The organism is Arthrobacter sp., from assembly GCF_031179385.1.
GTDB lineage: Bacteria > Actinomycetota > Actinomycetes > Actinomycetales > Micrococcaceae > Arthrobacter_D.
This window is the reverse complement of the sequence record NZ_JAPSHV010000028.1, coordinates 1-22447: the sequence shown is the minus strand read 5'-3', so window position 1 is coordinate 22447 and position 22447 is coordinate 1. Positions and strand designations below refer to the sequence as shown.

18 protein-coding genes are annotated in these 22447 nt (G+C 60.9%); 5 read left to right on the top strand and 13 right to left on the bottom strand.

The genetic code is table 11. The annotated features are described in order from the left end of the window. Positions 1 to 32: 32 nt before the first annotated feature. Entirely contained in the window at positions 33 to 464 is a 432-nt protein-coding gene (locus RIF85_RS06370) for a hypothetical protein (RefSeq protein WP_309071077.1), read from the bottom strand. Between the two features lie 238 nt (positions 465 to 702). On the opposite strand from RIF85_RS06370, the gene RIF85_RS06365 reads away from it, so the two are divergent. Then, entirely contained in the window at positions 703 to 951 is a 249-nt protein-coding gene (locus tag RIF85_RS06365) for a WhiB family transcriptional regulator (protein WP_056549944.1), read from the top strand. A 78-nt stretch (positions 952 to 1029) separates the two neighbouring features. On the opposite strand, the gene RIF85_RS06360 is transcribed toward RIF85_RS06365, so the two are convergent. Genes RIF85_RS06360 through RIF85_RS06345 form a run of 4 tightly spaced genes read right to left on the bottom strand, consistent with a single transcriptional unit; the run spans position 1030 to position 9416 of the window. Next, positions 1030 to 2538, bottom strand: a complete 1509-nt coding sequence (locus tag RIF85_RS06360; RefSeq protein ID WP_309071076.1) for a PAS domain-containing sensor histidine kinase — start codon at positions 2536 to 2538, stop codon at positions 1030 to 1032. 11 nt (positions 2539 to 2549) lie between these two features. Further along, positions 2550 to 7391 carry an NAD-glutamate dehydrogenase gene (locus RIF85_RS06355; protein WP_309071075.1) on the bottom strand — a complete coding sequence of 1614 codons (4842 nt, stop codon included), beginning with the start codon at positions 7389 to 7391 and terminating at the stop codon, positions 2550 to 2552. A 46-nt stretch (positions 7392 to 7437) separates the two neighbouring features. Continuing rightward, positions 7438 to 8763: a P-loop NTPase gene (locus RIF85_RS06350; protein WP_309071074.1), complete on the bottom strand. Its 1326-nt coding sequence runs from the start codon at positions 8761 to 8763 to the stop codon at positions 7438 to 7440. Next, positions 8760 to 9416, bottom strand: a complete 657-nt coding sequence (locus RIF85_RS06345) for a hypothetical protein (RefSeq protein WP_309071073.1) — start codon at positions 9414 to 9416, stop codon at positions 8760 to 8762. Before RIF85_RS06345 ends, RIF85_RS06350 begins: the two co-directional genes overlap by 4 nt. A gap of 213 nt (positions 9417 to 9629) precedes the next feature. Between RIF85_RS06345 and RIF85_RS06340 the strand changes: the two genes are divergently transcribed. Next, positions 9630 to 9857: a helix-turn-helix domain-containing protein gene (locus tag RIF85_RS06340; protein WP_309071072.1), complete on the top strand. Its 228-nt coding sequence runs from the start codon at positions 9630 to 9632 to the stop codon at positions 9855 to 9857. A 59-nt stretch (positions 9858 to 9916) separates the two neighbouring features. On the opposite strand, the gene RIF85_RS06335 is transcribed toward RIF85_RS06340, so the two are convergent. Further along, complete coding sequence (locus RIF85_RS06335; RefSeq protein ID WP_309071071.1) at positions 9917 to 10465, bottom strand: hypothetical protein; 549 nt, start codon at positions 10463 to 10465, stop codon at positions 9917 to 9919. Between the two features lie 76 nt (positions 10466 to 10541). Between RIF85_RS06335 and RIF85_RS06330 the strand changes: the two genes are divergently transcribed. Beyond that, positions 10542 to 11348 carry a LysM domain-containing protein gene (locus RIF85_RS06330; protein WP_309071070.1) on the top strand — a complete coding sequence of 269 codons (807 nt, stop codon included), beginning with the start codon at positions 10542 to 10544 and terminating at the stop codon, positions 11346 to 11348. A gap of 13 nt (positions 11349 to 11361) precedes the next feature. After that, positions 11362 to 11907 (top strand): Rv3235 family protein, encoded by a 546-nt coding sequence (locus RIF85_RS06325; RefSeq protein WP_309071069.1) that lies wholly within the window; start codon positions 11362 to 11364, stop codon positions 11905 to 11907. 33 nt (positions 11908 to 11940) lie between these two features. On the opposite strand, the gene secA is transcribed toward RIF85_RS06325, so the two are convergent. From secA to mtrA, 7 genes are all read right to left on the bottom strand, one after another. Then, positions 11941 to 14679, bottom strand: coding sequence for a preprotein translocase subunit SecA (gene secA / locus RIF85_RS06320; protein WP_309071068.1), 2739 nt, complete (start codon positions 14677 to 14679; stop codon positions 11941 to 11943). Next, the gene (locus tag RIF85_RS06315) at positions 14663 to 15979 is read right to left on the bottom strand and encodes a DNA glycosylase AlkZ-like family protein (protein WP_309071067.1); all 1317 of its coding nucleotides are present in this window, start codon (positions 15977 to 15979) and stop codon (positions 14663 to 14665) included. Before RIF85_RS06315 ends, secA begins: the two co-directional genes overlap by 17 nt. 28 nt (positions 15980 to 16007) lie before the next feature. Beyond that, on the bottom strand, positions 16008 to 16733 hold the full coding sequence (gene hpf / locus RIF85_RS06310) for a ribosome hibernation-promoting factor, HPF/YfiA family (RefSeq protein ID WP_309071066.1): 726 nt from the start codon (positions 16731 to 16733) through the stop codon (positions 16008 to 16010). A gap of 110 nt (positions 16734 to 16843) precedes the next feature. Beyond that, positions 16844 to 17788: a phosphoribosyltransferase family protein gene (locus tag RIF85_RS06305; protein WP_309071065.1), complete on the bottom strand. Its 945-nt coding sequence runs from the start codon at positions 17786 to 17788 to the stop codon at positions 16844 to 16846. Positions 17789 to 17863: 75 nt separating this feature from the next. After that, positions 17864 to 19561: an LpqB family beta-propeller domain-containing protein gene (locus RIF85_RS06300; protein WP_309071064.1), complete on the bottom strand. Its 1698-nt coding sequence runs from the start codon at positions 19559 to 19561 to the stop codon at positions 17864 to 17866. Next, the gene (gene mtrB, locus RIF85_RS06295) at positions 19558 to 21198 is read right to left on the bottom strand and encodes an MtrAB system histidine kinase MtrB (RefSeq protein WP_309071063.1); all 1641 of its coding nucleotides are present in this window, start codon (positions 21196 to 21198) and stop codon (positions 19558 to 19560) included. The genes RIF85_RS06300 and mtrB overlap by 4 nt, the downstream gene beginning before the upstream one ends. 77 nt (positions 21199 to 21275) lie before the next feature. Continuing rightward, complete coding sequence (gene mtrA, locus RIF85_RS06290; RefSeq protein ID WP_309071062.1) at positions 21276 to 21953, bottom strand: MtrAB system response regulator MtrA; 678 nt, start codon at positions 21951 to 21953, stop codon at positions 21276 to 21278. Between the two features lie 301 nt (positions 21954 to 22254). Between mtrA and RIF85_RS06285 the strand changes: the two genes are divergently transcribed. Beyond that, the coding region (locus RIF85_RS06285; RefSeq protein WP_309071061.1) for a hypothetical protein at positions 22255 to 22447 on the top strand (193 nt) is incomplete at its 3' end.

Here is a 22447-nt window from a genome sequence, read left to right as displayed (position 1 = left end):
CTGACTAGATGGAACACCTGTCAACGAGAGCCCTAGAGCATCGGTATACCGTCGCCGGACCTGCGCGTGTACGTCATGACGGGACGCGTGAAGAGTTGATGCGTCACCACTGCTGCAGGGATGAGAAGCAGGAGGCCGACCCAAATCACGCCACTTGTCAGCGTGGGAATCGCTACAACTATGACGAAAAACTGGAACACCAGCGCCGCTGAACGGGTCCAGCGATATCCCCGAAAGAAGAAGTGACCGACGACGAGGAGCCACACGGCGAAGACAAGCAGAAGGACCAGCATGAACACTGCACCACCGAGGGACGCAGGCGTGCTGGTCAGAAGACCGAGGGCAAACCACCCGGCAATTGCGAGCAGCCCTGCTGCCTCACACAGGAGGATTAGGGCAATGAGCTTCACACCAACAGGCCGCGTGCTTCCGTCAGGCTGGGACAGGGGTACGGGTCTTGACACAGTGGCACACTACCGGACATAGTCAATGACATCTACGACCGCTTTGCCTCGATGTCAACTGTGTGACGCATCCCTCACCGTTTGAGGCGATTACCTGTTCGTTACCCCTTGTTTGCGCCCGCGTAACGTGACAGCCTTTATGAAGGAAAATGCGGGGGCCGTAGTGGCCCCCTTTACTATGACACCCCTCGTGAATGTTTTCACAAAGCTCGCGAGTCGTAAGGAGAAAGTGATCAGCATGGACTGGCGTAGCCGCGCTGCCTGCCTAGACAAAGACCCGGAGCTGTTCTTCCCGGTCGGCAATACAGGGCCCGCCCTGCTTCAGATTGAGGAAGCGAAGAGCGTCTGCCGCCGCTGCCAGGTGATAGACACCTGCCTGCAGTGGGCCATCGAGTCCGGCCAGGACGCCGGAGTTTGGGGCGGCCTGAGCGAAGACGAGCGCCGCGCGCTCAAGCGCCGCGCAGCCCGGGCCCGCCGCGCTTCCTAGCAAACCTTGTACATGCTGAAGGGAGGGCATCGCCTGATGCCCTCCCTTCAGCGCGTTTGCGGCCTTGCCCTGCGAGGATCAGCTCCGGGTCGGCGGAGCGCCAATTGCGCCCGTCTTGCGACTGGCTCCGGGGATACCCATTTCGATTGTCACGACGGTTCCGCCGCCCTCGCGTGATGCCCACTCGATCGTTCCCCCAAGCTCGCTCATCACCAGCGTACGCACGATCTGCAGGCCCAAGCCTTCGCTATACCCTTCGGAGGGCAGTCCCGCCCCGTCGTCCATGATGGAAACCGTAAGCACTTCACCCTCGTCGCTCACGCTCCGGTTCGCCCTTAGCCACACCGTCCCCGGTTTGTCGGCCAGACCGTGCTCAACGGCATTCGTCACCAGCTCGTTGATCACCAGTGCCAGCGGGGTGGCGAAGTCGCTGGGGAGCTCCCCGAACTCACCTGACCTCTCGGTCCGCACGGCCTGGTTAGGGGACGCGACCTCTGCCGACAGACGGAACTGCCTGGCAATGAGTTCATCAAAGTCAACGCTCTGGGACAGGCCCTGGGAGAGGGTTTCATGCACCAGCGCAATCGTGGCCACCCTGCGCATAGCCTGCTCAAGGCCTTGCTTCGCTTCATCGCTCACCATGCGCCGGGACTGCATCCTCAACAGAGCGGCGACGGTCTGCAGGTTGTTCTTCACCCGGTGGTGTATTTCCCGGATGGTGGCGTCTTTGGACACCAGCTCCATTTCTCTGCGCCGAAGCTCGGAGACGTCCCGGCAGAGCACTAGAGCTCCGAAGCGTTCCTTATCGTCACGCAGCGGAATGGCGCGCAAAGAGAGACTTACTCCGCGCGACTCAATCTCCGTCCGCCAAGGCATTTTGCCGGTGAGCACGAGCGGAAGCGTCTCGTCTACCATCCTGCGGTCCTTCAGCAGGGAGGTGACGATCTCCGCGAGCGGACGGCCCTCCAGCGTCTCGACGTCGCCGAGCCTTCGGAACGCCGACACGCCGTTAGGGCTTGCGTACTGCACGACACCGTCAACATCGAGCCGGATCAGACCGTCACCTACCCGCGGCGCACCGCGCCTTGATCCCGTCGGAGTGGCGAAGTCGGGCCAAAGTCCGAGCGTGCCCATCCGTAGGAGGTCGTACGCACACTGACGATAGGTCAATTCCAACCTCGAGGGCATACGCGAGCTGGAGAGATCCATGTGCGAGGTGACGACGGCCAGCGTCCGCCCATTTCGCACCATCGGCACAGCCTCAACGCGCATGGCCATCTCGGTGGTCCAGTTGGTTTCCCCGGAACGTTCGATCTGCTGGCTCTCCCAAGCCTTGTCTACCAGCGGTTGAAGGTCAGCCCGTATGCGCTCCCCCACAAAGTCGCTGTGAAAGACAGTATGGGACGTCGAGGGGCGGACGTGTGCAAGAGCAACGTATCCGCCGTCGTGCAGAGGGAACCAGAGTGCGAGGTCGGCGAACGCGAGGTCCGCGACCATTTGCCAGTCTCCCACCAGCAGGTGCAGCCACTCAGCATCTCCCGGAGCAAACCCTGTATGTTCCCGGATTGGATCCGTGAAGATTGCCATCGACTTATTCCTTACTGCCGCACGATTGAACGCAGCAAGCGTAATGCAACGGAGAGCGACGCCATATCATCGCGCTCAAGCTGATTCACCTCAGCGAACATCTTTTTCGCCCGTTCCAAGTGTTCTGCGTTGAGCTGCTCCCACTCCTGAAGCCTGCTCGAGGCGTCAGACGATGCCATCTGTGCCGAACTGTTCATGACGGAGACAGTCATCTCGGACACCGTGGAGTAGAGGTCATCCCGCAGGGCCGCGCGAGCCAGCGCCTGCCATCTGTCTTCCCTCGGCAGCGAAGTGATGCGTTCGAGCAGATCGTCCACATTGAAGCGGTCGTAGATCGCATAGTAGACCTCTGCGATGCGCTCCACCGGTTCATCGACACGACGGGAAATGAGTGCGATGTCAAGCAGAGCGAACGACTCGAACTGCTCTGCCCAGTAATGTGCGATCGAGTCAGGCAGTCCCCACTCCTCGGCGCGCCGGTACCAGCTTCGAACCCGCTCCAGGTCTCCCCCGCGGACGTAGCTGACTAGTCGGGTGCGCAGCGGATCGATGAGCGGCTTGAAGGCTGCGATATCTTCCTGCACAGTTGTGCCGCGTCCTACATGGTTGACGAACCACCGAACCGCCCGGTCCAACAGCCGTCGAACATCAAGGTGCACCGCTGTCCGGTGTTCAACCGGGAAACTGGGAGGCAGTTCGGCGAGTTCGCCGACGATCCGGTCAAGCTCGTAAATCTCACGCAGCGCCACAAATGCACGCGCCACTACAGGCTCGCTGACCGAGGTTTCCTCCATGACTCGGAAAACGAAGGTGATGCCTCCCAGGTTGACCATGTCGTTTGCGATGACCGTAGAGATGATCTCGCGGCGCAGCGGATGGCTGTCGAGCTCTTCGTCGAAGCGTTCAACCAGTTGCTGCGGGAAGTAACGACGAAGCGTGTCCTTGAACCACGGATCGTCTGCAAGGTCGCTCTTGGTCAGCGCCTTGGTAAGTTCGATCTTGGCATAAGCAGCCAGAACGGACAGCTCGGGCGAAGTAAGCCCCTGCCCCCGCTCGACTCGCGCCCTCAGCTCTTTCGTGGTCGGCAGTGCTTCCAGTTCGCGATTCAAGTCCGCGTGCGACTCCAGCCAGTCCATCAGCCGTTCGAACGTGGGGCTCCACTCGAGAACCCGCTGCCGGTCATTGAGCAGCAGCACGTTCTGGTCAATGTTGTCCTGCAGAACGAGCTCGGCTACTTCATCAGTCATTGAGTGGAGGAACTGAGCACGCTCGTCCGCCCGGAGGCGGCCGATACGCACCATCCGGTCAACGAAGATCTTGATGTTGACCTCATGATCGGAACAGTCAACGCCCGCTGAATTATCGATCGCGTCCGTATTGAGGATCACTCCACTGAGTGCCGCCTCGATCCGTCCGCGCTGCGTCATCCCGAGGTTTCCGCCTTCACCGACGACCCGTGCCCGCAACTGGTTACCGTCGACCCTGATCGCGTCGTTTGCCTTGTCTCCGACATCGCTGTGGGTCTCGGTTGAAGCCTTGACGTAGGTACCGATTCCACCGTTGTAGAGGAGGTCGACCGGGGCAGTGAGGATTGCTCGCAGAAGCTCCGGAGGACTCAACGCAATGACGGACTCGTCCAGACCAAGCGCCGCCCGCACCTGCTCGCTGATAGGAACGGATTTCACGTTACGCGCATATACGCCGCCGCCGTCGCTGATCAGTTCAGGGCTGTAATCCGCCCAGCTGGACCGGGGCAGTTCGAAGAGCCGCTTACGCTCAGCGAACGACGCCGATGCGTCCGGATTGGGATCGAGGAAGATATGCCGGTGGTCGAAGGCCGCAACTAGTCGGATGTGTGCCGACAGCAACATGCCGTTCCCGAAGACGTCGCCGCTCATGTCTCCGACACCGGCAACCGTGAAGTCCTCGGTCTGCGTATCGACGCCGAATTCGCTGAAGTGGTGCTTCACCGACTCCCAGGCGCCGCGGGCAGTGATGCCCATTGCCTTGTGGTCGTACCCGACGGAGCCGCCGGAGGCGAAGGCATCACCCAGCCAGAAGCCGTATTCCGCTGAAAGTTCATTCGCTATGTCCGAGAACGATGCGGTGCCCTTGTCCGCCGCAACCACCAGGTAGCTGTCATCCCCGTCATGCCGAACCACCCTTTCGGGTGGGACTACCTGCTCGCCCTCTTCTGTGGTCACCAGATTGTCGGTGACATCGAGAAGGGCTCGGATGAATGTTCGGTAGCTTGCCTGACCTTCCGCCATCCAGCCGGCCCGGTCCTGGGCAGGATCCGGCAATTGCTTGGCGTAGAAACCGCCTTTCGCTCCGGTGGGCACGATCACGGCGTTCTTCACCGTCTGGGCCTTGACGAGGCCGAGTATCTCCGTTCGGAAGTCTTCCCTACGATCGGACCACCGCAGACCTCCACGGGCGATATCTCCAAAGCGCAAGTGCACACCCTCGATCTGAGGCGAATACACCCAAATCTCGAACTTCGGACGGGGATGCGGAGCGCCGTCGATCGCAGCAGTGCTCAGCTTGTAACTGATGTGGCGCTTGTTCTGGAAGTAGTTCGTGCGAAGGGTCGCTTCGATAACATTGGCGAATGTCCGCAGCACACGGTCTGCATCGAGTGTCGGGACTTGCTCAAGACTGGAATCCAGTTCCTGACGCACCAGCGCCGTGGCCTCTGCTCGCTGCGTCGAACTGAGATCCGGATCAAATCGGGCCTCAAAGAGCCCAATCAATCTGCGTGTCACTTCAGGGTTGGCCAAAAGGGTATCGCTGATGAAGCCATATGAGTTCATATTGCCCATCTGGCGCATGTACTTGGCATAGCTGCGAAGGATGGCGACCTTTCGCCAGTGAAGGTTCTCCTTCAGCACGAGTCGGTCGAACGAGTCTGATTCACTGGCGTTGGCGACGGCAGCAGCGAATGCGCCCTCCAACAATTCCCCGGTGCCTTCCGGATCGATGCCGGCCGGATATCGCAAGCCCAGGTCGTAGAGGAAGAAATCCCGGCCATCAGAACGCTCGATCTCGAAGGGACGCTCGTCGAGCACCTCCAGTCCGAGATTATGCAGGAAAGGCAGGATCTGGCTGAGGCTCTTGGGCTCGGTCAAGTAGAGCTTGAGCCGCGCGTCCTCCTCCAGGTGCTCACCCGCTCCCGTCGGCACGTAAACGTGCATGATCGGACCAGGTGTATCGGTGCGGTCGTAGATAGAGAAGCGCTCGATGTCTTCGAGCGCGTCTTCGACTTCATAGTCCACTCGATAAGCCGCTGGGAAGGCTTCCGCCCATAGGCTGGAGAACTGCTCTGCCTCCTGTCGGCTCAGACGGTTCCGTGCCACCTCGTCAATTCCCTCGGACCAGGAACGAGCAGCCATCACAAGGCGCTGTTCCAACTCCGCCAACTCGACATGTGCCACTTCAGCGCCCTTGGGAAGCCGAATCCGGAAGAACAGTCGCGCGAGGGCTGACTCACTCATCCGCGCCTCGTAGTCGATGGACTCGGCATTGAAGGTACGACGCAACTCGTCTTCTATCCGCAGCCGAACGCTGGTTGTGTAGCGGTCCCGCGGAAGGTAGACAAGAGCGGACATGAAGCGCCCGTACGTGTCAGGACGTAGGAACAGCCTGGTACGGCGCCTCTCCTGTAGACGCAGGATGCCCATGGCTGTAGTGACCAGATCATCGACGTCTATCTGAAACAGCTCGTCCCGCGGATAGGTCTCCAGGATCGAAAGCAAGTCCTTGCCTGAGTGGGAGTCGGACGGGAATCCGCATCGGTGCAGGACCTCGTTCACCTTGTCCCGAATGATCGGCACATTGCGGACGGATCCGGTGTAAGCGCTGGTTGCGAACAGTCCAATGAAGCGCCGTTCACCGCAGACGTTCCCCTGCTGATCGAATCGCTTGATCCCGATGTAGTCGAGGTAGGCAGCGCGGTGGACGGTCGACCTTGAGTTCGCCTTGGTGATGACGAGCGGCTGCTTTTCCCGAGCCTTTGCGCGTCCGGCCTGAGTCAGATGCTGGATAGGCCGACCGTCAATCGGATGGCGCAACAGGCCTAGCCCGCTGTCGTCGCGGACACGAAGAACGTCCTCCCCGTCGATGGTTTCAAGGTCGTATTCCTTGAAGCCTAAAAAGGTGAAGTTGCCCTGGTCCAGCCAGGCCAGGAGTTCCTGTGCCTGATCCAGACCTGGAACACCCGCGTTGTCTGGGACGCTTTTCAGCGTGTCCGATACCTCACGGAGCTTGATTCGCATTGCCGTCCAGTCCTCGACGGCGGCACGCACATCCGAGAGAATCCGGTACAGACCCTCGATAAGTTCAGCCCGCCGGGTCTCGTCGACGATTCGGGCCACCTCCACCGCAATCCAGGACTCGACATGCGCACTGATGTCGCCTTCGGCCACCAGATCAGTCAGATTAGGCAACGCCGCGGTATCTCCGCTGGATGAGCCGGCGGAGGAGGGAACGCGCCGCAGCTTCAGCAGTTCTGACGATGCGCGGTTCCGCACTGCAACGAAGGTCGGGTGGACGACCAATCGGATGGCGGCTTGCTGACGTACGAGTTCGGCAGTCACGGAATCGACGAGGAATGGCATGTCGTCCGTGACGATCATGACGATGCTCGCGTCATCCTGATCGAACACTTCCACTCGCGCCTCACCGGTCGACCGGATGGAGGCCACAGAGCGATGCTCGAGCGCCCGTTCCGTCAGCGCGTCCGGCGAGTAGGCGCCGGCGTCGTCATCCGCGAGGTGCTGGTAGTAGTGCTGAAAGAACTCGGTGAGTGAAGTGTCAGAGCTGGACTGTTCCGTGGTGCTGGATCCAGACGACATGAACCGCCTCCGTAACGAGATGAAAGGCCGCCCCTTCGCGACCCCCTTACTGTGAGAGCCTAACGCCGTTACCGAAAAACTTCATTTCGTTGTGAGATGAGCCAGCAGGGCGCCGTCTCCGTTGTTCAACCGGTGCATCCACAAGCCCGGCGATGGCACTTCGGAGCGGTGAGCCGGGGGCCGTCTCGCAGAGCGCCTCGCCGTTGAGGAGGGCGGCGTCGGCGGCGTCGAAGTCTGCCGGCAGGAAAGCCGAGATCGGAGTTGATGGACCGAACCTGTCCCATGCCTCCCGTAACTGCCGATCAGGTGATCGACCCACAGAAGCCGCCCTCACCTTGTTGAAGACGACTCGCGGCACTGCGGTTGGCACCGCTTCATCCAGTTCCGCAAGAGCTCGAACCAGTCGAGGCACTCCAACGGAGTCCGCCGAACCCACCGCGTACACCTCGTCCGCGAGTTCAAGACAACGCAGAGTTGCCCCGTTACGGCGGGGAGCGAGGGTATCAAAGCTCAGCTCCTCATCAGCCTCGATGCCGAACGCACAGTCAATGACAACGGTGTCAAAGACAGAACGCGCAACAGTAAGCAAAGCGGAGAGCGCCGAAGGCCTTACCTCTGCCCACCGATCCGCCCGCGTGACGCCTGTCAGGACGTACAGAGAATTTCCTCCTACGTTCACCTCAGCACACACCCGCTTCAGAGAAGGTGGGTCCAATACTCCCTGATCCGCGATCCTGCAGGCTTGAGCGATGCCGGCTGACTCATCCAGGAGCCCAAGGAAAGCGGCCACGCTCGCGCCGTATGTGTCTGCGTCCATCAACAGGATCCGAGAGCCCGTCGCGGCCAGTTCCGCCGCGATATTGACTGCGACCGTAGTGCGGCCAGTGGCACCCGTAGGGCCCCAGACAGCAATCACGGTTCCGTCGCCAGCCGGTTCCTGACTTTGACCAGAGGGCGGAATCATCGGGGCTAGAGCGTACGACGGGTCAGCAAAAGCAACGCTCGGAACGCCGCTGCGATGCTGTTCCAAGTCGGCTACAGCAGCAGCGACCTCCTCCGCAAGTACACCCGGATCTATCGCCGAGCGGGTGTGTCGCACGCCTAGCGCGCGCATCCGTTCCCGAGCGTCGTCGTCGTCTGCCAACGCGACAATGGCGACTTCCGCCGCGCGCAGGCGCTCGACCAGAGTCGTCGTTATCTCGCCGGCGTCGACTGCAACTATCGCAGCGCGCGCAACTCCGGTCTGGCAAGCTGCGATCATGTCGGCGAATTCGTCGCAGCGGCGAACCACAGTGACCGGTCCGCGCAGTTGTTCAAGGCCTGTTACGCAGTCGCTGGCTGAACGCCCTACGGTCACTACGGGGATAGTCACTTTGTGCTGCCCGCGTTGACGAGAACTGCGATCTTGGCTTCATTGGAAAGCGCATCGAGAAGAGCCGGGAGGCTCTCTTCACCGACGAGCACGAACACCCGCGCCGACTGGGTAGCGCCCAACGCGGAATCCTGTTCTGAGTAGTCATAGATCTCGGCGCTTTCAAGCAGCAACTCCGGCTCCAAAAACTCGTTCCCCTCTCCTCGCGGGGAGATCCACACGTCGACGCGATCCCCGATGGCAGTGCCTATCGGGAGCGGCTCCTCAATGGTCAAGCCCACCGGCTTCCGGTCGAGAGCATCGGCGGATCCGATACCGGACGCAGGGAGGAGCTCTCCCGCTGAAAGCATGCGCTGAGCCACAGCGTCGTGAGGCAGCCCATCGCTCACGGTCACATAGGATCCCTCAACCTCGCCCAGGTGCACCGGCACGACCCGCAGGCTATCCTCTGTGAGTTCCTGACCGACGGGAAGGTCCTTCCTGGCTGCATAGACGCCGACCGTCCTATCCGCATTCTCGACAATGACTATGACCCCGGCGATGGACACACACACCAGCAGCAGCCCGACGAGCAACCGCGGATCCTTCCATGAGGGCTTGCGCAGCCGAAGTGGCGTATCCGCATTTGCCGGACTATCGAATGTGAGACTCACGCGTTGTTTCCCCTACTCCCCTGGTGCTGCCGTTTAGGCGAAGCGCGGTGAGACCACGCGCTTCAAAAACCAATTGTCTTTCAGGGGCACGGCAAACGGAAACGACTTTGCACGATTGACGTCAAACTGTGGATAACGGCACCGACCGCGCCTCCGAGGTGGCAAGATGTACAGATAAGGTTTCCTGCCTTGTACGAAGGGAAGGCGGCTTTCGTGGCACAGAAACGATTCATGACCCTCGCGGATGTTGGTGAGGTGCTCAATATCTCCTCGTCGCAGACCTACGCGCTGGTGCGCTCGGGTGAACTACCGGCCATTCAGGTGGGTGGCAGAGGGCAGTGGCGGGTCGAGACCCAGGTTCTCGAGGACTACATCGCCCGCGCCTACCAAAAGACTGCCGCCAGCGTGAAGGAAGGATTGCACGTCGAGCAGGATGTGTAGCGCCTCCTTGCAGCGCTGACCGCGCATTCGGTGTAGGCCACCCGCGTCCGTCTTTGCCCTCAGCGCGAAGAAACCGCAGCTATGCCAGCGAACGGGACCGCATAGACAGCCGACACCGTGGCCGCGCGCCGCGCCTCACCCGGCAGTACCACAGCAATCTCCGCAAAATCCTTTCCCACGCGATCGATGACTCCCTCAAGCCGTGGACCGCCATCGACCGTATGGATGACTACCCGAGCGCGATCCCTGGCGAGAGTCCGCAGAACGGATCCCAATCCGAGGGCCCTTAACACCTGCGATTTCTCCACGGCTACGGTTCGGCTCAGGCCGTCGACAAAGCGTATGGCCGTCAGTGGTACAACAATCTCGGCTGTCTGGCCTCGCAAAACCAACCATTCCGCGCCCACGTGCGTCAATTGGCCCTGAAAGACTTCACCGCCGAACGTGCTCACCCTGAGCGTGAGTCCCAGCTGGCCCCGAAGTCGATCGGCCAGTGGCACTTCACTATGGCCACGACGCACTCTGTCAGCGATCTCTGCGTCATCCGCAACACGCGTTGCGGCATCGAGCTGAGTCTCAAGATCCTCGAAGAGGGCGGTCCAACGCATTAGTTCACCCTATGGTTCCATTCTTCCCTCGGTCAACTGGTAGACATCGAATGACATTCAGGGTAGACAAGTAGCCATGCAAAGCAGCAAATCACATCAAACTGCATCAAATGCGGGGGTGCGAATCTCAGGCAGGGGTGGCTCGGGATTGGCCGCTGTCGTATTCATTCTTGGAATCACGCTCCTTTCATTGGGGAGATTTCTTGCCGACGGTCAGGATGCCGCACCTGGTACGGCACTCACCAGGCTGATTGGGCTCGGGGTAACAGGTATTGGCGGTCTCGTGGTGCTTTGGTGGGCGTTAAGTTTCTGTCTCGCGGTCAGCGCGGAACTCCTTCGCCGAGGAGGCAGCACTGACGCCGCCCGCCGGGTTGGAGCGCTCGCTCCTGTCTTCATGCGACGGACGGCCTGCCTCGCCCTGGGCATGAACCTTGCGGTGCTGCCGGCAGCTCAAGCGGCAACCGGCCTTACGTCTGCCTCCTCTGCCTCCTCTGCCTCCTCTGCCTCCGAGCAAATCAACACCGTCCTCGAGGATCCGGTTCTCACTCCCCAATGGATACCGGTTGAGTCACGGCACATGCTTGAGCCGTCCTGGCAACCGACAACCCCACTGCCGGGTGGCGGGCTACTGGTGAAGAAATCAAGGGAAGGCCGCTCATCCCCCAGCGCCACAGCCCAGGTGGAGACAGTCGTTGAGCCTGGCGACTCCCTCTGGACAATTGCCGCCCGACATCTGGATCCACATGCGTCGGATGCGAGCGTGGCGGAAGCTTGGCCCCGGTGGTATGAGGCGAACCGATCAGTAATCGGCGAGGACCCCGAACTACTTCAGCCAGGCCAAGTACTCAAAGCGCCCTCGGCTGCCCCTTCCGAATCGAAATAAGCGAGGAACTGACATGAGCACCATCTCACACATGCCGCTACCGCACAGTGTCGATTCCCTCGCCGAGGCCAGCGGAGCGCCCAGACCCATCGTGCAGTCGCCTACGTTTGCGTCCAACGGAACGGTCGACGCCGCGGTACTTCCGCTCCCACGTCCGCCGGCACCTGCGCCGACAGCAGAACCAGAGATCCCGCTGGAACTCGAGGCTCTGGCTCGTAAAGTCGCCCGAGGTTCACTTGAGGTTCTTGGCGGCACAAGGCCCTTACAGCAAATGGCGCGGCTACTCGACGGACGCAGCTATGAGCGTCTTCAGCTGCGTTCCAACCTGGTTCGCAGCATAGATGGGTTGCACGGAGCATCTCCTAGAGCGAATGCCGCCGCTCGCCCCCTGCGACTTCACCGCAATATCCTCATCCGGGCGGTACGCATATGCGCCATAACACCAAGTGTCTTTGAGGCTTCTGTAGTGGCGGCAGAGCAGAAGCGGGCCAGGGCAATCGCTCTCAGGATTGAGCGATGGCGCGGTCAATGGCGCGTCACGGAACTCGAGATTGGATGACGCGCCTCGCCGCTGCGTTGGGTCCTGCCCGAGCTACTTCCGTCGGCGCTTTGCCGTTGCGCGCTGTTCGGCCCGTCCGCCCTTCACTGCATCCCCGTCGGAGGCGCTTCCGCTGCGTTCAACCCGGGTCTCCACCTCGCCCTGCGCATTGGGGGCGGTGAATGCCAAGCTGGCCGGCTTCTCCGGTGCCTCAAGACCTGCAGCCTTGATAGTGGGGGTGCCCACGAGTCCGCGACCATCCGCCACTCCTGGGAGCCCGGTCTGCTGGGCGGGGGTAACCTCAACCTCGAGATTGAAGATGTAGCCAATGCTCTCCTCGCGGATGGCTTCCATCATGGCTTGGAACAGCACAAAACCTTCGCGCTGATACTCAACGAGCGGATCACGCTGGGCCATGGCCCGAAGGCCGATGCCCTCTTTCAGGTAGTCCATCTCATACAGGTGTTCCTGCCACTTTCGACCGATCACGGAGAGCACTACGCGGCGCTCCAGCTCGCGCATTGACTTTTCACCGAGAGCTTCCTCCCGCTGCTTGTAGGCCACTTTTGCGTCCGACAGGATCTCCGCGTGAAGGAAGTCCCGGGTAACTTTCGACTTTCCGCCGGCTTCCTCAACTACTTCGTCGATGGTCAGGCTGATCGGGTAGAGCGTCTTCAGGTTGCTCCACAGAAGCTCGTAGTCCCAATCGTCGCCGTGGCCCTGGGCCGTGGCTTCGTCGACCATTGCGGTGACGACATCTTCCAGGAAGTGCTCGACCTTCTCGTGCAGGTCGTCACCCTCCAGGATTCGTCGCCGATCACTGTAGATCGCTTCGCGCTGCCGGTTGAGAACGTCGTCGTACTTCAGTACGTTCTTGCGCTGCTCGGCGTTGCGGCTTTCGACTTGGCCCTGGGCGCTTTCAATAGCCTTGGATACCATCTTCGATTCGAGGGCGACGTCGTCGGGCATTGACGAGCTGTTCATGATGCGCTCAGCGGCACCGGAGTTGAACAGACGCATCAAATCGTCGGTGAGCGACAGGTAGAAGCGGGATGCACCGGGGTCACCCTGACGGCCGGAACGGCCTCTCAGCTGGTTGTCGATACGGCGGGATTCATGCCGTTCAGTACCGAGCACGTAAAGCCCGCCAAGCTCTCGGACCTCTTCCTGCTCGGCCTCAACCGCATTCTTCGCCTCCGCGAGTGCCTTCGGCCATTCCGCCTCGTACTCTTCAGGATTCTCGGCCGGGTGAAGGCCCTTCTTCTCCATCGCGGCGACCGCGTTGAACTCCGCGTTTCCGCCGAGCATGATGTCCGTACCGCGACCCGCCATATTGGTTGCTACGGTGACTGCCCCTTTGCGCCCCGCCTGTGCGACAATCGCTGCCTCGCGCGCGTGATTCTTTGCATTCAGGACCTCGTGGCGAATGCCTGCTTTGGCCAACTGCTTGGACAGATACTCGCTTTTCTCGACCGAGGTAGTGCCAACCAGCACCGGCTGGCCCTTCTCGTGACGCTCCACGATGTCCTTGACGACAGCATCGAACTTGGCGACTTCATTCTTGTAGATGAGGTCAGAGCGGTCTTCACGGACCATGGGCCGGTTGGTCGGAATGGGAACGACACCCAGTTTGTAGGTGCCCATGAACTCGGCCGCCTCGGTTTCAGCTGTGCCTGTCATGCCCGAAAGCTTGCCGTAGAGACGGAAGTAATTCTGAAGCGTGACAGTAGCCAGAGTCTGGTTCTCTGCCTTGATCTCGACGCCCTCTTTGGCCTCGATCGCCTGATGCATTCCCTCGTTGTAGCGCCGGCCCGCAAGGATACGACCGGTGTGCTCGTCGACAATCATGACTTCGCCGTTGAGAACGACGTAGTCCTTGTCACGCTTGAAAAGTTCCTTGGCCTTGATCGCATTGTTGAGGAACCCGATCAGGGGCGTGTTCGCCGATTCGTAAAGATTATGGATCCCGAGGTAGTCCTCAACCTTCTCGATGCCGCTCTCGAGAACACCGACGGTCCGCTTCTTCTCGTCGACTTCATAGTCGGTTTCCCTCGTGAGCCGAGTGACGACCTTGGAGAATTCCGTATACCACCGGTTCACGTCTCCGGATGCCTGACCCGAGATGATCAGCGGCGTCCTCGCCTCATCGATCAGGATCGAATCCACCTCATCGACGATCGCGAAATTGTGCCCACGCTGAACCAGCTCTGCTGCGCTCCAGGCCATGTTGTCGCGCAGGTAATCAAACCCGAACTCGTTGTTCGTGCCGTAGGTAATATCCGCTGCGTATTGTGCTCGTCGGGTAGCAGGGTCCTGCTTGGACAGGATGCATCCGCAGCTCAGTCCGAGGAAACGGAAGACACGGCCCATCAGGTCGGACTGATACTCGGCCAGGTAGTCGTTCGTTGTGACGACGTGGACGCCCTTACCCGTGAGTGCGTTCAGGTAGGCGGGCGCAGTCGCGACGAGCGTCTTGCCTTCACCCGTCTTCATCTCAGCGATGTTTCCGAGATGCAGGGCTGCGCCGCCCATCAACTGGACGTCGAAATGGCGGAGTCCGAGTGTGCGGCCGGCGGCTTCCCTCACAGCTGCGAATGCTTCGGGCAGCAGCGCCTCGAGGGTTTCGCCGTCTTGATAACGCTTCTTCAGCTTGTCCGTTTCTCCACGCAGCTCCTCGTCACTGAGGGCGCGGAATTCGTCTTCGAGTACGTTGATCGCGTCGGCGTAGTTGCGGAGTTGCTTCAGTGTCTTCTTATCGCCGGTACGAAGGACTCGTTCAAGAAGTGATGGCACTGGTTTTTGCTCCCAATCTAGGTACGCCGTTTCCTGGCGAAATCAGTCTACGTGAGAGACGTGCTGTCCCCCGATTTAGTTCCCACCCGTACTCTTCGGCCAGATGGGCAGCCAACGGCTGGTGCAGATCTCCCCGCGGTTCAACCACCACTTCGTCGAGTTCCAGCCAGCCAGCCATGAGAACCAGTTCCGCTGCAAGTTCGACGACGGTGTCTGCCGGTGCAGAAGGTTCGCCGTGGGCAGCCCGCACCAGCAGCTGATTCTGTGCACGGTCCGCCTTGAGATCCACCCTCGCAACCATAGAGTCTCTGAGGAGGAAGGGAAGCACGTAATAGCCATACTTGCGTTTCTCTGCCGGAGTGTATATCTCAAGGCGATAGTGGAAGTCGAACAGCGCCTCGAGCCGCCGACGTTCGAAGACAGCCGAGTCAAAGGGGCTGAGGAGCGCTCTGCCTGTTGCAGCCCGGGGCAAGACGGATCCGGCATATCTATAGGCGGGCTGTGCCCAGGAGTCAATCGAAACCGGAACCAAAGTCCCTCGCTGTGTGAGGGTATGGATAGCCGCGGTCGCCGCCTTGATGGGTATGCGGAAATAGTCCGCAATGCACCGGACGGTACCAACCCCGAGCGCGCGGGCAGCGCGTTCCGTCAAGTGCAGGTAAGCGTCTTCCGCCGGAACCTCCAGCCCGGCCAGCGACCTGTTCGGCAGAACCTGCTTCGTCAGCGCGTAGCGGCGCTCAAACTGCGCGGTCCTGCCCGCCGATGAAATGAGCCCATGCTGAAAGAGGTCCTCAAGTACCCTCTTCACCGAGCTCCAGTTCCAGCCCCATTGATCGTAAGTCTTCACTTCGGTATGGCCGATCCGATCCTGAACCTGCGCTGCAGTCAGTGGCCGGCTCGTACCTAACAGTTCAAGGATCCTCCTACTGAGTTCCTGTCTGGTATCCGTGGGAAGGGAAGATGCGCCCGCCCATTTCCGGCTCTGCGTTGCGACAAGATAGGGGTACAGCTCGGGCAAGATCAGGCTGGCTTCGTGCGCCCAATACTCGACCAGACGCCGCGGAGCCCGGGACGAAAACCGGTCGAGGATCGATCGATCGTACGGGCCCAAGCGAGCGAAAAGGGGCAGGTAGTGGCTTCGCGAGAGTACGTTGACGGAGTCGATCTGAAGGAGTTGCAGCTGGGCAAGGGTACGGCCCACCTCCCGTGTTCCCGGGGATCTGGTGGGCCGCTCCCGTGCCAGTCCCTGCGCCTCCAGCGCAATCCGACGTGCCTGGAGGAGAGTCAGGGAAAGGGTCATTGCTCGATCATAGGTGCCAGTTCAGTCCTCAGGCGGTTGCCGATTCTCGCGCTCGGTATGCAACGAGCTCCTCGTGCGGGTCCTCGGGACCGTCCGCGCACTTAGAGTCAAGCGTGATCACTCCATAGGTCCAACCCTGTCGCCGGTAAACAACCGAGGGCGCACCCGTCTGTGAATCCACAAAAAGGTAGAAATCGTGGCCGACAAGCTCCATATTGTCGACCGCATCGTCAAGGCTCATCGGGGTTCCCGAAAAGACCTTCCGACGGATAAGGACCGGTGAATCGCCCGCCGGGATGTCGGTGTCAATTTCGTATCCGGTTTGATCGCCGGTGTCAGCGTCGGTATTGCCCGTGTGATTGGCAGATGCCGCATAGATGGGTTGCTCCGTGCTGGCGGGTTCCAGCGTGGCAGTCGCTTCCCGGACTGCTACGGGTGTGTGCCGTCCGTGGTGTACCTTCCGACGGTCCCGCGCCCTGCGAAGCCGCTCGAGCAACTTGCTGTATGCGAGGTCGAACGCGGCGAACTTGTCCGCAGCTGATGCCTCGGCCCGGATAACCGGACCCTTCTGCAGAACGGTGAGCTCAACCGTAAGTGCACTGTCTGCCTGGCGCGCGTTTGGTTCCTTCGTCACTTTTGCGTCAAGCCGCTGGACCTTGTCCCCCAGTTGTTCGATTTTGTCGATCTTCTCTTCCGCGTATTCCCGGAATCGGTCAGAGACTGCGAGGTTCCGTCCGTTGATCATGAATTCCATAGTGCCCTCCAAAATCGCTCAGGTGACACAACAGCGGCCGAGGATGTGCTCCTTCCAGCCGCTGTCGATGGGTAACTGTCTTCGTTGTGATACCCATACTTCACGGTAGTTCACCCGTTGTTTGAATTCACCCCTACCCGCCGGTTTTTTTCGGTGGGTTCGCTGGAAGCTCCCTCTACGGAAGCTGGAAAGGCCGTAACCGTCGCCTGATTCTCTCCGCGTGGGGCGGGAGTTGCAGCGACGACGACAGCACCCGCCACGATGATTCCGGCGGCACGAAGTACGCGTGCAGTCTCGGCGATGGTGGCGCCCGTTGTCAGGACGTCGTCGACGATGAGGCAGGGCGCACCCTTTGGGATGTTCCGGATCATCGGAGATGCCTCCATGCTGCCATGCACATTCCGGCGCCTGCCTCGCCGCCCAAGAGACTTCTGGGACAGTCCGTCCGGCACAAGGGTTGCCGGGCCAAGCGAAGGCCGGCTGAGTCGGACCGCACCGACAACCCTTGTTCCAGCCGGGAACTCCCGTCGCCTGGCCAGACCACCGAGCAGAAGACCCAACGGGTCATAGCCACGCCGCCGGATAGAGACACCCCGGGAAGGAACAGGAATGAGCAGCACGTGTTCATAGTCCCCGCAGAGCCTCCACCTGGCGTCATGGAGAGCACCGGCAAGCGCAGCCTGAAGCCAGCGTGCGATGTCAGTGTGGCCGTGGTTCTTGAATGCCAGGATGGCGGCCGCCACCGCCTTGGCGTACTCGCCGGCAGCGACGACGGGTAGAGGGGAAAAGAGATGCACAGCCGGGTTTAAGGAGACCGCAAGCCCAGCTTCCGCTTCCGGCAATCCCTCCGCTCCGTGCTCCGCTCGGAAGGGGCGCACTGTTGCCCGCCGCAGAATCACTGCGCAATCAACGCACAATGAGCTGTCAGCCTGCTCGCAAACCACGCATTCCGTGGGCAGAATCAAGGACCAGAACTCCCGCAGCGCCCCACCGGTCCGATCCCAGAGAGGATGCAGACGCGCCTCGTCCAGATATCGCTCCAGTCGTTGCCGCATGTCTCCACCGTCCCACAACGCTAGACGGAGAAAAACGAATCCAGCACAGTGTGGATAATAGACCCGGCCTAAGGATTATCCGGCAAAAGCGGGATCGCGTGCCGTAACGCTCTGGTCTGTCCAGGTATTACCTACTACCCCCCAAATACTGTCACCGCTCTGAGCATAGACATTGGTGCGTCCCGTGCCGGCGCTGAGATGCTCCAGCCCTTCGAGTGGCAGGTAATCGTCTGCCTCGGCGGCGAATGGGATCAGCGTGACCGTCACTGGTCCTTCGCTTGCAGTATCAGCAACCACAACAGAGGTTTCCGTCACCCACTTTGCTGTGTCGATTGTCCCGGGCGGGTTGAGTGACACAGGATCACTCAGTGTCTTTGGTACACCGTCTTCGCTCCGGCTGATCCCGGACAGCAGCAATTGGCTCTGCCCCGACTGCTGGGCAACGATAAGTGCCCGAGCCCCGTCGCGCGAGATCCTGATTTCACTGATGGTCCTGTTGCCGAGCCACGGCGCGAGGACCTCAACGGCGTTGCTCGCGCTTCCGCCGGGCGGAACGGCGCGAATGTATGACCGTCCGTCTGATGTACCCGCCGTCCAGATCCAGTTGGCTGGGTCATAGCTCGGTGTCGTCAAGCTCGAGCCGGCTGTGACCGCCCTTACCGTCTGTCCTTCACCTGTAGCCAATAACTCCGTGCGGTCCTCGTTGAGAAAGGCGAAATTTCTGCCGTCATAGGACATAGCCGGGTCCACGGGGTCGAACTCCGCTATGGACGGCACATCTTCCACGGAGATGAGCTGGCCGCCCTCAAAAAAAGCCAGTTCGTCCTCGCTGAGCACGACCTGCCTGCTTGGCACGGCTGAGTTCAGTTCAGGCTGCACCAGGTCGGGATCAGGTTCGATTGGTATGGGTTGGCCGGCGCGAAGCTCCACTGAGTTCACCGTATTCAGCCCGGACAGTGTGACGCTCAGCTGTTGTTCCATCTGCAGGCGCCGCAGGTTATCCGTCGCCGTACGTATATCAGCGGTGAAATCGACCGTAGCCGTTCCTGACTCGATCGGAACGGATTCAACGGCGAGGGCTGCGTTCTCAGGGAAAGCACTGGTCACTGCCCCCTGCAGATACGGTGCCGGGCCATCGATCAGCGCTTGAACTATGTTGGTGGCAATGCCCTGACGATTCACGAACCAGCGAACATCCGGCACCCAGTACCGGTAGGAACTGCTGTAGAAGTAGAGCTCATGCGGCTGCAGGAGAATCTCCGCGTCCGCCGCCGAAATCATGATTCCGCTGGGTATCTCCGCAACCCGCCATTGTCCTCGGACCTGTTCCATCCGCACTGTGATGGTCTCAGTGGTGCCCGGACCCACGTCCCTTCGAATGCCGGCGGCATCAATGTATCCGGCGACCTCCACCTGCAGCTGCAGCTGGCCTTCAGTAGGAGTGGAACTGATCTTGGGATCCGACCGGTAGATCGTTATCTGTTCCTCGGGCTCCCAGACCTGCGACAGCGCGGGCGTCAGGTATTCGCGAGCCACACTGTAGTTCTCGGACACACCGATTCCCGCTACGAGGAAACCGGAGAGCGCCTCTGTTGCGCTTGCACCCTCGCGCGGGGGCGCCGGGTTGTTGACGAAGAGAGCATCCGTTTCAGCCTCGGCGGTGGCTTCGATGGTGCCCACGGGGCCGGCCGTCGGAATTGCCGAGCAGGCCCCCAGCATCCCAAGAAGCGAGAGCGCTGCAATGGCTCGCAGGGAACGGTCAGCGCATCTCATTGGTCCCCTCCTGGAACTCCGTGCATCGACGGCACAGCGTCGGGGGTGGTGCCGGCGTTCCGTCCGGGAGGCAGGGCGGCCTGGCGCGGCGGGAGCGGAAGCGGCGAGACCTTCAGCACTGAGTCCCGGCGCTTGGGCAGAGTGAGGCGGAAGCAGGAACCTTCTCCGGGTGAACCCCAGGCCTGGAGCCAGGCACCGTGCAACCTGGCATCCTCGGTGGCGATGGAGAGCCCGAGCCCACTGCCGCCGGTTGTCCGCGCACGAGCGGGATCAGCTCGCCAGAACCTGTCGAATACCCGGGCTGCATCGAGCGGAGTCATACCGATGCCATAATCCCGAACAGCCACCGCCACTGCATCAGGATTGGAGGCAATATAAATGTTGATTGGCTTTCCTTCGCCGTGCTCCAGGGCGTTGACAACTAGATTCCTCAGGATGCGGTCAATCCGCCGGGGATCGACGTCCACCACGCACTTGGACTCACTCGAAATGATCGTGACATCGGAGTTGTGACTCTCTGCCAGCGGCTTCGTTCCCTCAATGACGTGATGAACGAGTTGGAAGATGTCCGTCGGCTCGGCGTCGAGCACCGCTGCGCCTGCGTCGAATCGGGAAATTTCCAGAAGGTCCGCAAGCAGTGCCTGAAAGCGCTCCACCTGGTTATAAAGAATCTCCGCTGATCGCCGATTCACGGGATCAAAGTCCTGGCGTGCGTCGTGCAGTACCTCGGCCGCCATGCGGACTGTGGTGAGAGGCGTCCTCAGCTCGTGCGAGACATCGGAAACAAAACGCTGCTGCATCTGCGACAACTGGGCGAGTTGGGTGATCTGGTCCTGGAGACTGGCGGCCATATGGTTGAAGGAAGCCCCCAGCCGCGCGACTTCATCCTCGCCCTGAGTCTCCATGCGCTCCTGTAGCTGTCCCGCGGCCAGCTTCTCGGAAACCAGCGCAGCATGGCTGACGGGACCCACCACGCTCCTCGTGACGAGCCAGACGATGGCGCCGATGGTCACGAGAAGCAGCGTCCCGCCGATCCAGGTGACCCCGTGGATGTAGTCCAGAGTGGCCTGCATCGAGGACAGATCGTAGATGAGGTACAGCGAGTATTCCGTCTGCTCGGGAGGCAGTGTCACCTTGGTGCCGAAGGCGATACCGGGCACGTTGAACTCCGTGCCGGATGCGGAAGTGGCGAGGGTAATTGGGGACCAGTACTGGTCGTCCCCGTTCCGGACGGCTTCAGCGAGAGCGTCCGGAATGGCTGAGGACTCCACCAGATTTGAGCTCGCGGTCGGTGTCACGAAGATAGGGGTTTCCTGATTGGGCACGCTGTTGAGCACGAACTGCCTGGGCGCGTCCGCTCCCCCGCCTTCGAGGCTGGGCAGGGTATCGCGCACCAACTGGGCAGTGGACTCACGGTCGGTGACCGAGGTCTGCGCGAAAATTTCCCGCACCTCGCTCAAGCCGGCACTGGCCTCAACCTTGAACTGCTCAAGCCTCTCCTGATAAAGCCCATTGGCGATCTGACTGGAGAGGAAAGCGCCGACAGCCATCAGCGCGACGGCGGTGAGTACCAGAGTGGAAGTCACAGTCCGGAACAGCAGCGACCGGCGCCAGCGCCGCGAGACCTGCGCCGTCATGGAATGAACCCACCGCCAGCCCCGCGCGGCGCCGGTGGACACCGAGCTCAGGGACCGACCTGCACGCCCTTCCAAAATTACGCTTGTCCTGCCTTATATCCGACGCCGCGAACAGTGAGTACGATTTCCGGTGCTTCGGGATCCCGCTCAATCTTCGAGCGCAGCCGCTGCACATGTACGTTAACGAGCCGGGTGTCTGCTGCGTGCCGGTACCCCCACACCTGCTCAAGCAGCAACTCGCGGGTGAATACCTGCCAGGGCTTCCGCGCAAGGGCGACGAGGAGGTCGAACTCAAGGGGTGTCAAAGAAATGCGTTCCCCAGCCCGTGTTACGGAGTGCCCCGCCACGTCGATGCTGACCTCGCCGATCCGCAGGGTTTCAGGTGCCTTCTGGTCACCCGGCCGCAAGCGAGCGCGGACTCTCGCCACCAGCTCGGCCGGCTTGAATGGTTTAGGCACATAGTCGTCAGCTCCGGATTCAAGTCCGCGGACGACGTCGGACGTGTCCGATTTGGCAGTCAGCATCACAATCGGCAGGTCGGACTCATTGCGGATCTGCCGGCACACCTCTATGCCGTCCATCCCTGGAAGCATGAGGTCTAGAAGAACGAGGTCCGGCTTGGTGCTTCTGAAGACATCTACCGCCTGCGCGCCGTCTGCGCAGAACACCGGGTCGAACCCGTCATTGCGCAGCACGATGCCGATCATCTCAGCCAGTGCTTCGTCGTCATCTATGACCAGAATGCGTGCCTTCATATCCTCATATTCTCCCATTGCCCCATCAATGTCGCATCGGCGCGCGCCTGGCATGCCTTTGTCATCCTAGAGGACGATTTACAGGAAACTTCCCGGGAACCACTGCCGACGAACCGGCGGTGGAGAAGAATGGAACGGGGCAGTCCCTGAACGTGATCGCGTTCAGGCGGAATCGACCGCGCCGGTAACTATAGTTCTAGGTGAAGGTGCCGGAAGAGCCGCGACAGATCGCGCTGTGAAGCATGAGGCAGCTCGACCGGATCGCGCGCAGTGAATAGACATGAGGCGTAAGGGGATAAGCATGAGCGGGAACGTCCCGGGAGGGAATCCAGAGGACCGGCCATGGCAGTCCCCGTCCGGGCAGCCCCAGTGGGGCCAGAACCAGCAACAGCCTCAGTGGGGCCAGAACCAGCAACAGCCTCAGTGGGGCCAACAGCCCGGATGGCCGGTCCCTCCGCCCGGCCACTTCCACGGATATCAGGCACCACCGAAGC

What these genes read in the sequence shown, in the direction of transcription:
- RIF85_RS06365 (WP_056549944.1), top strand. Translation starts at nt 703, where the DNA reads ATGGACTGGCGTAGCCGCGCTGCCTGCCTAGACAAAGACCCGGAGCTG.
- RIF85_RS06360 (WP_309071076.1), bottom strand. Translation starts at nt 2,538, where the DNA reads ATGGCAATCTTCACGGATCCAATCCGGGAACATACAGGGTTTGCTCCG.
- RIF85_RS06355 (WP_309071075.1), bottom strand. Translation starts at nt 7,391, where the DNA reads ATGTCGTCTGGATCCAGCACCACGGAACAGTCCAGCTCTGACACTTCA.
- RIF85_RS06335 (WP_309071071.1), bottom strand. Translation starts at nt 10,465, where the DNA reads ATGCGTTGGACCGCCCTCTTCGAGGATCTTGAGACTCAGCTCGATGCC.
- RIF85_RS06330 (WP_309071070.1), top strand. Translation starts at nt 10,542, where the DNA reads ATGCAAAGCAGCAAATCACATCAAACTGCATCAAATGCGGGGGTGCGA.
- RIF85_RS06325 (WP_309071069.1), top strand. Translation starts at nt 11,362, where the DNA reads ATGAGCACCATCTCACACATGCCGCTACCGCACAGTGTCGATTCCCTC.
- RIF85_RS06315 (WP_309071067.1), bottom strand. Translation starts at nt 15,979, where the DNA reads ATGACCCTTTCCCTGACTCTCCTCCAGGCACGTCGGATTGCGCTGGAG.
- hpf (WP_309071066.1), bottom strand. Translation starts at nt 16,733, where the DNA reads ATGGAATTCATGATCAACGGACGGAACCTCGCAGTCTCTGACCGATTC.
- RIF85_RS06305 (WP_309071065.1), bottom strand. Translation starts at nt 17,788, where the DNA reads ATGCGGCAACGACTGGAGCGATATCTGGACGAGGCGCGTCTGCATCCT.
- RIF85_RS06300 (WP_309071064.1), bottom strand. Translation starts at nt 19,561, where the DNA reads ATGAGATGCGCTGACCGTTCCCTGCGAGCCATTGCAGCGCTCTCGCTT.
- mtrB (WP_309071063.1), bottom strand. Translation starts at nt 21,198, where the DNA reads ATGACGGCGCAGGTCTCGCGGCGCTGGCGCCGGTCGCTGCTGTTCCGG.
- mtrA (WP_309071062.1), bottom strand. Translation starts at nt 21,953, where the DNA reads ATGAAGGCACGCATTCTGGTCATAGATGACGACGAAGCACTGGCTGAG.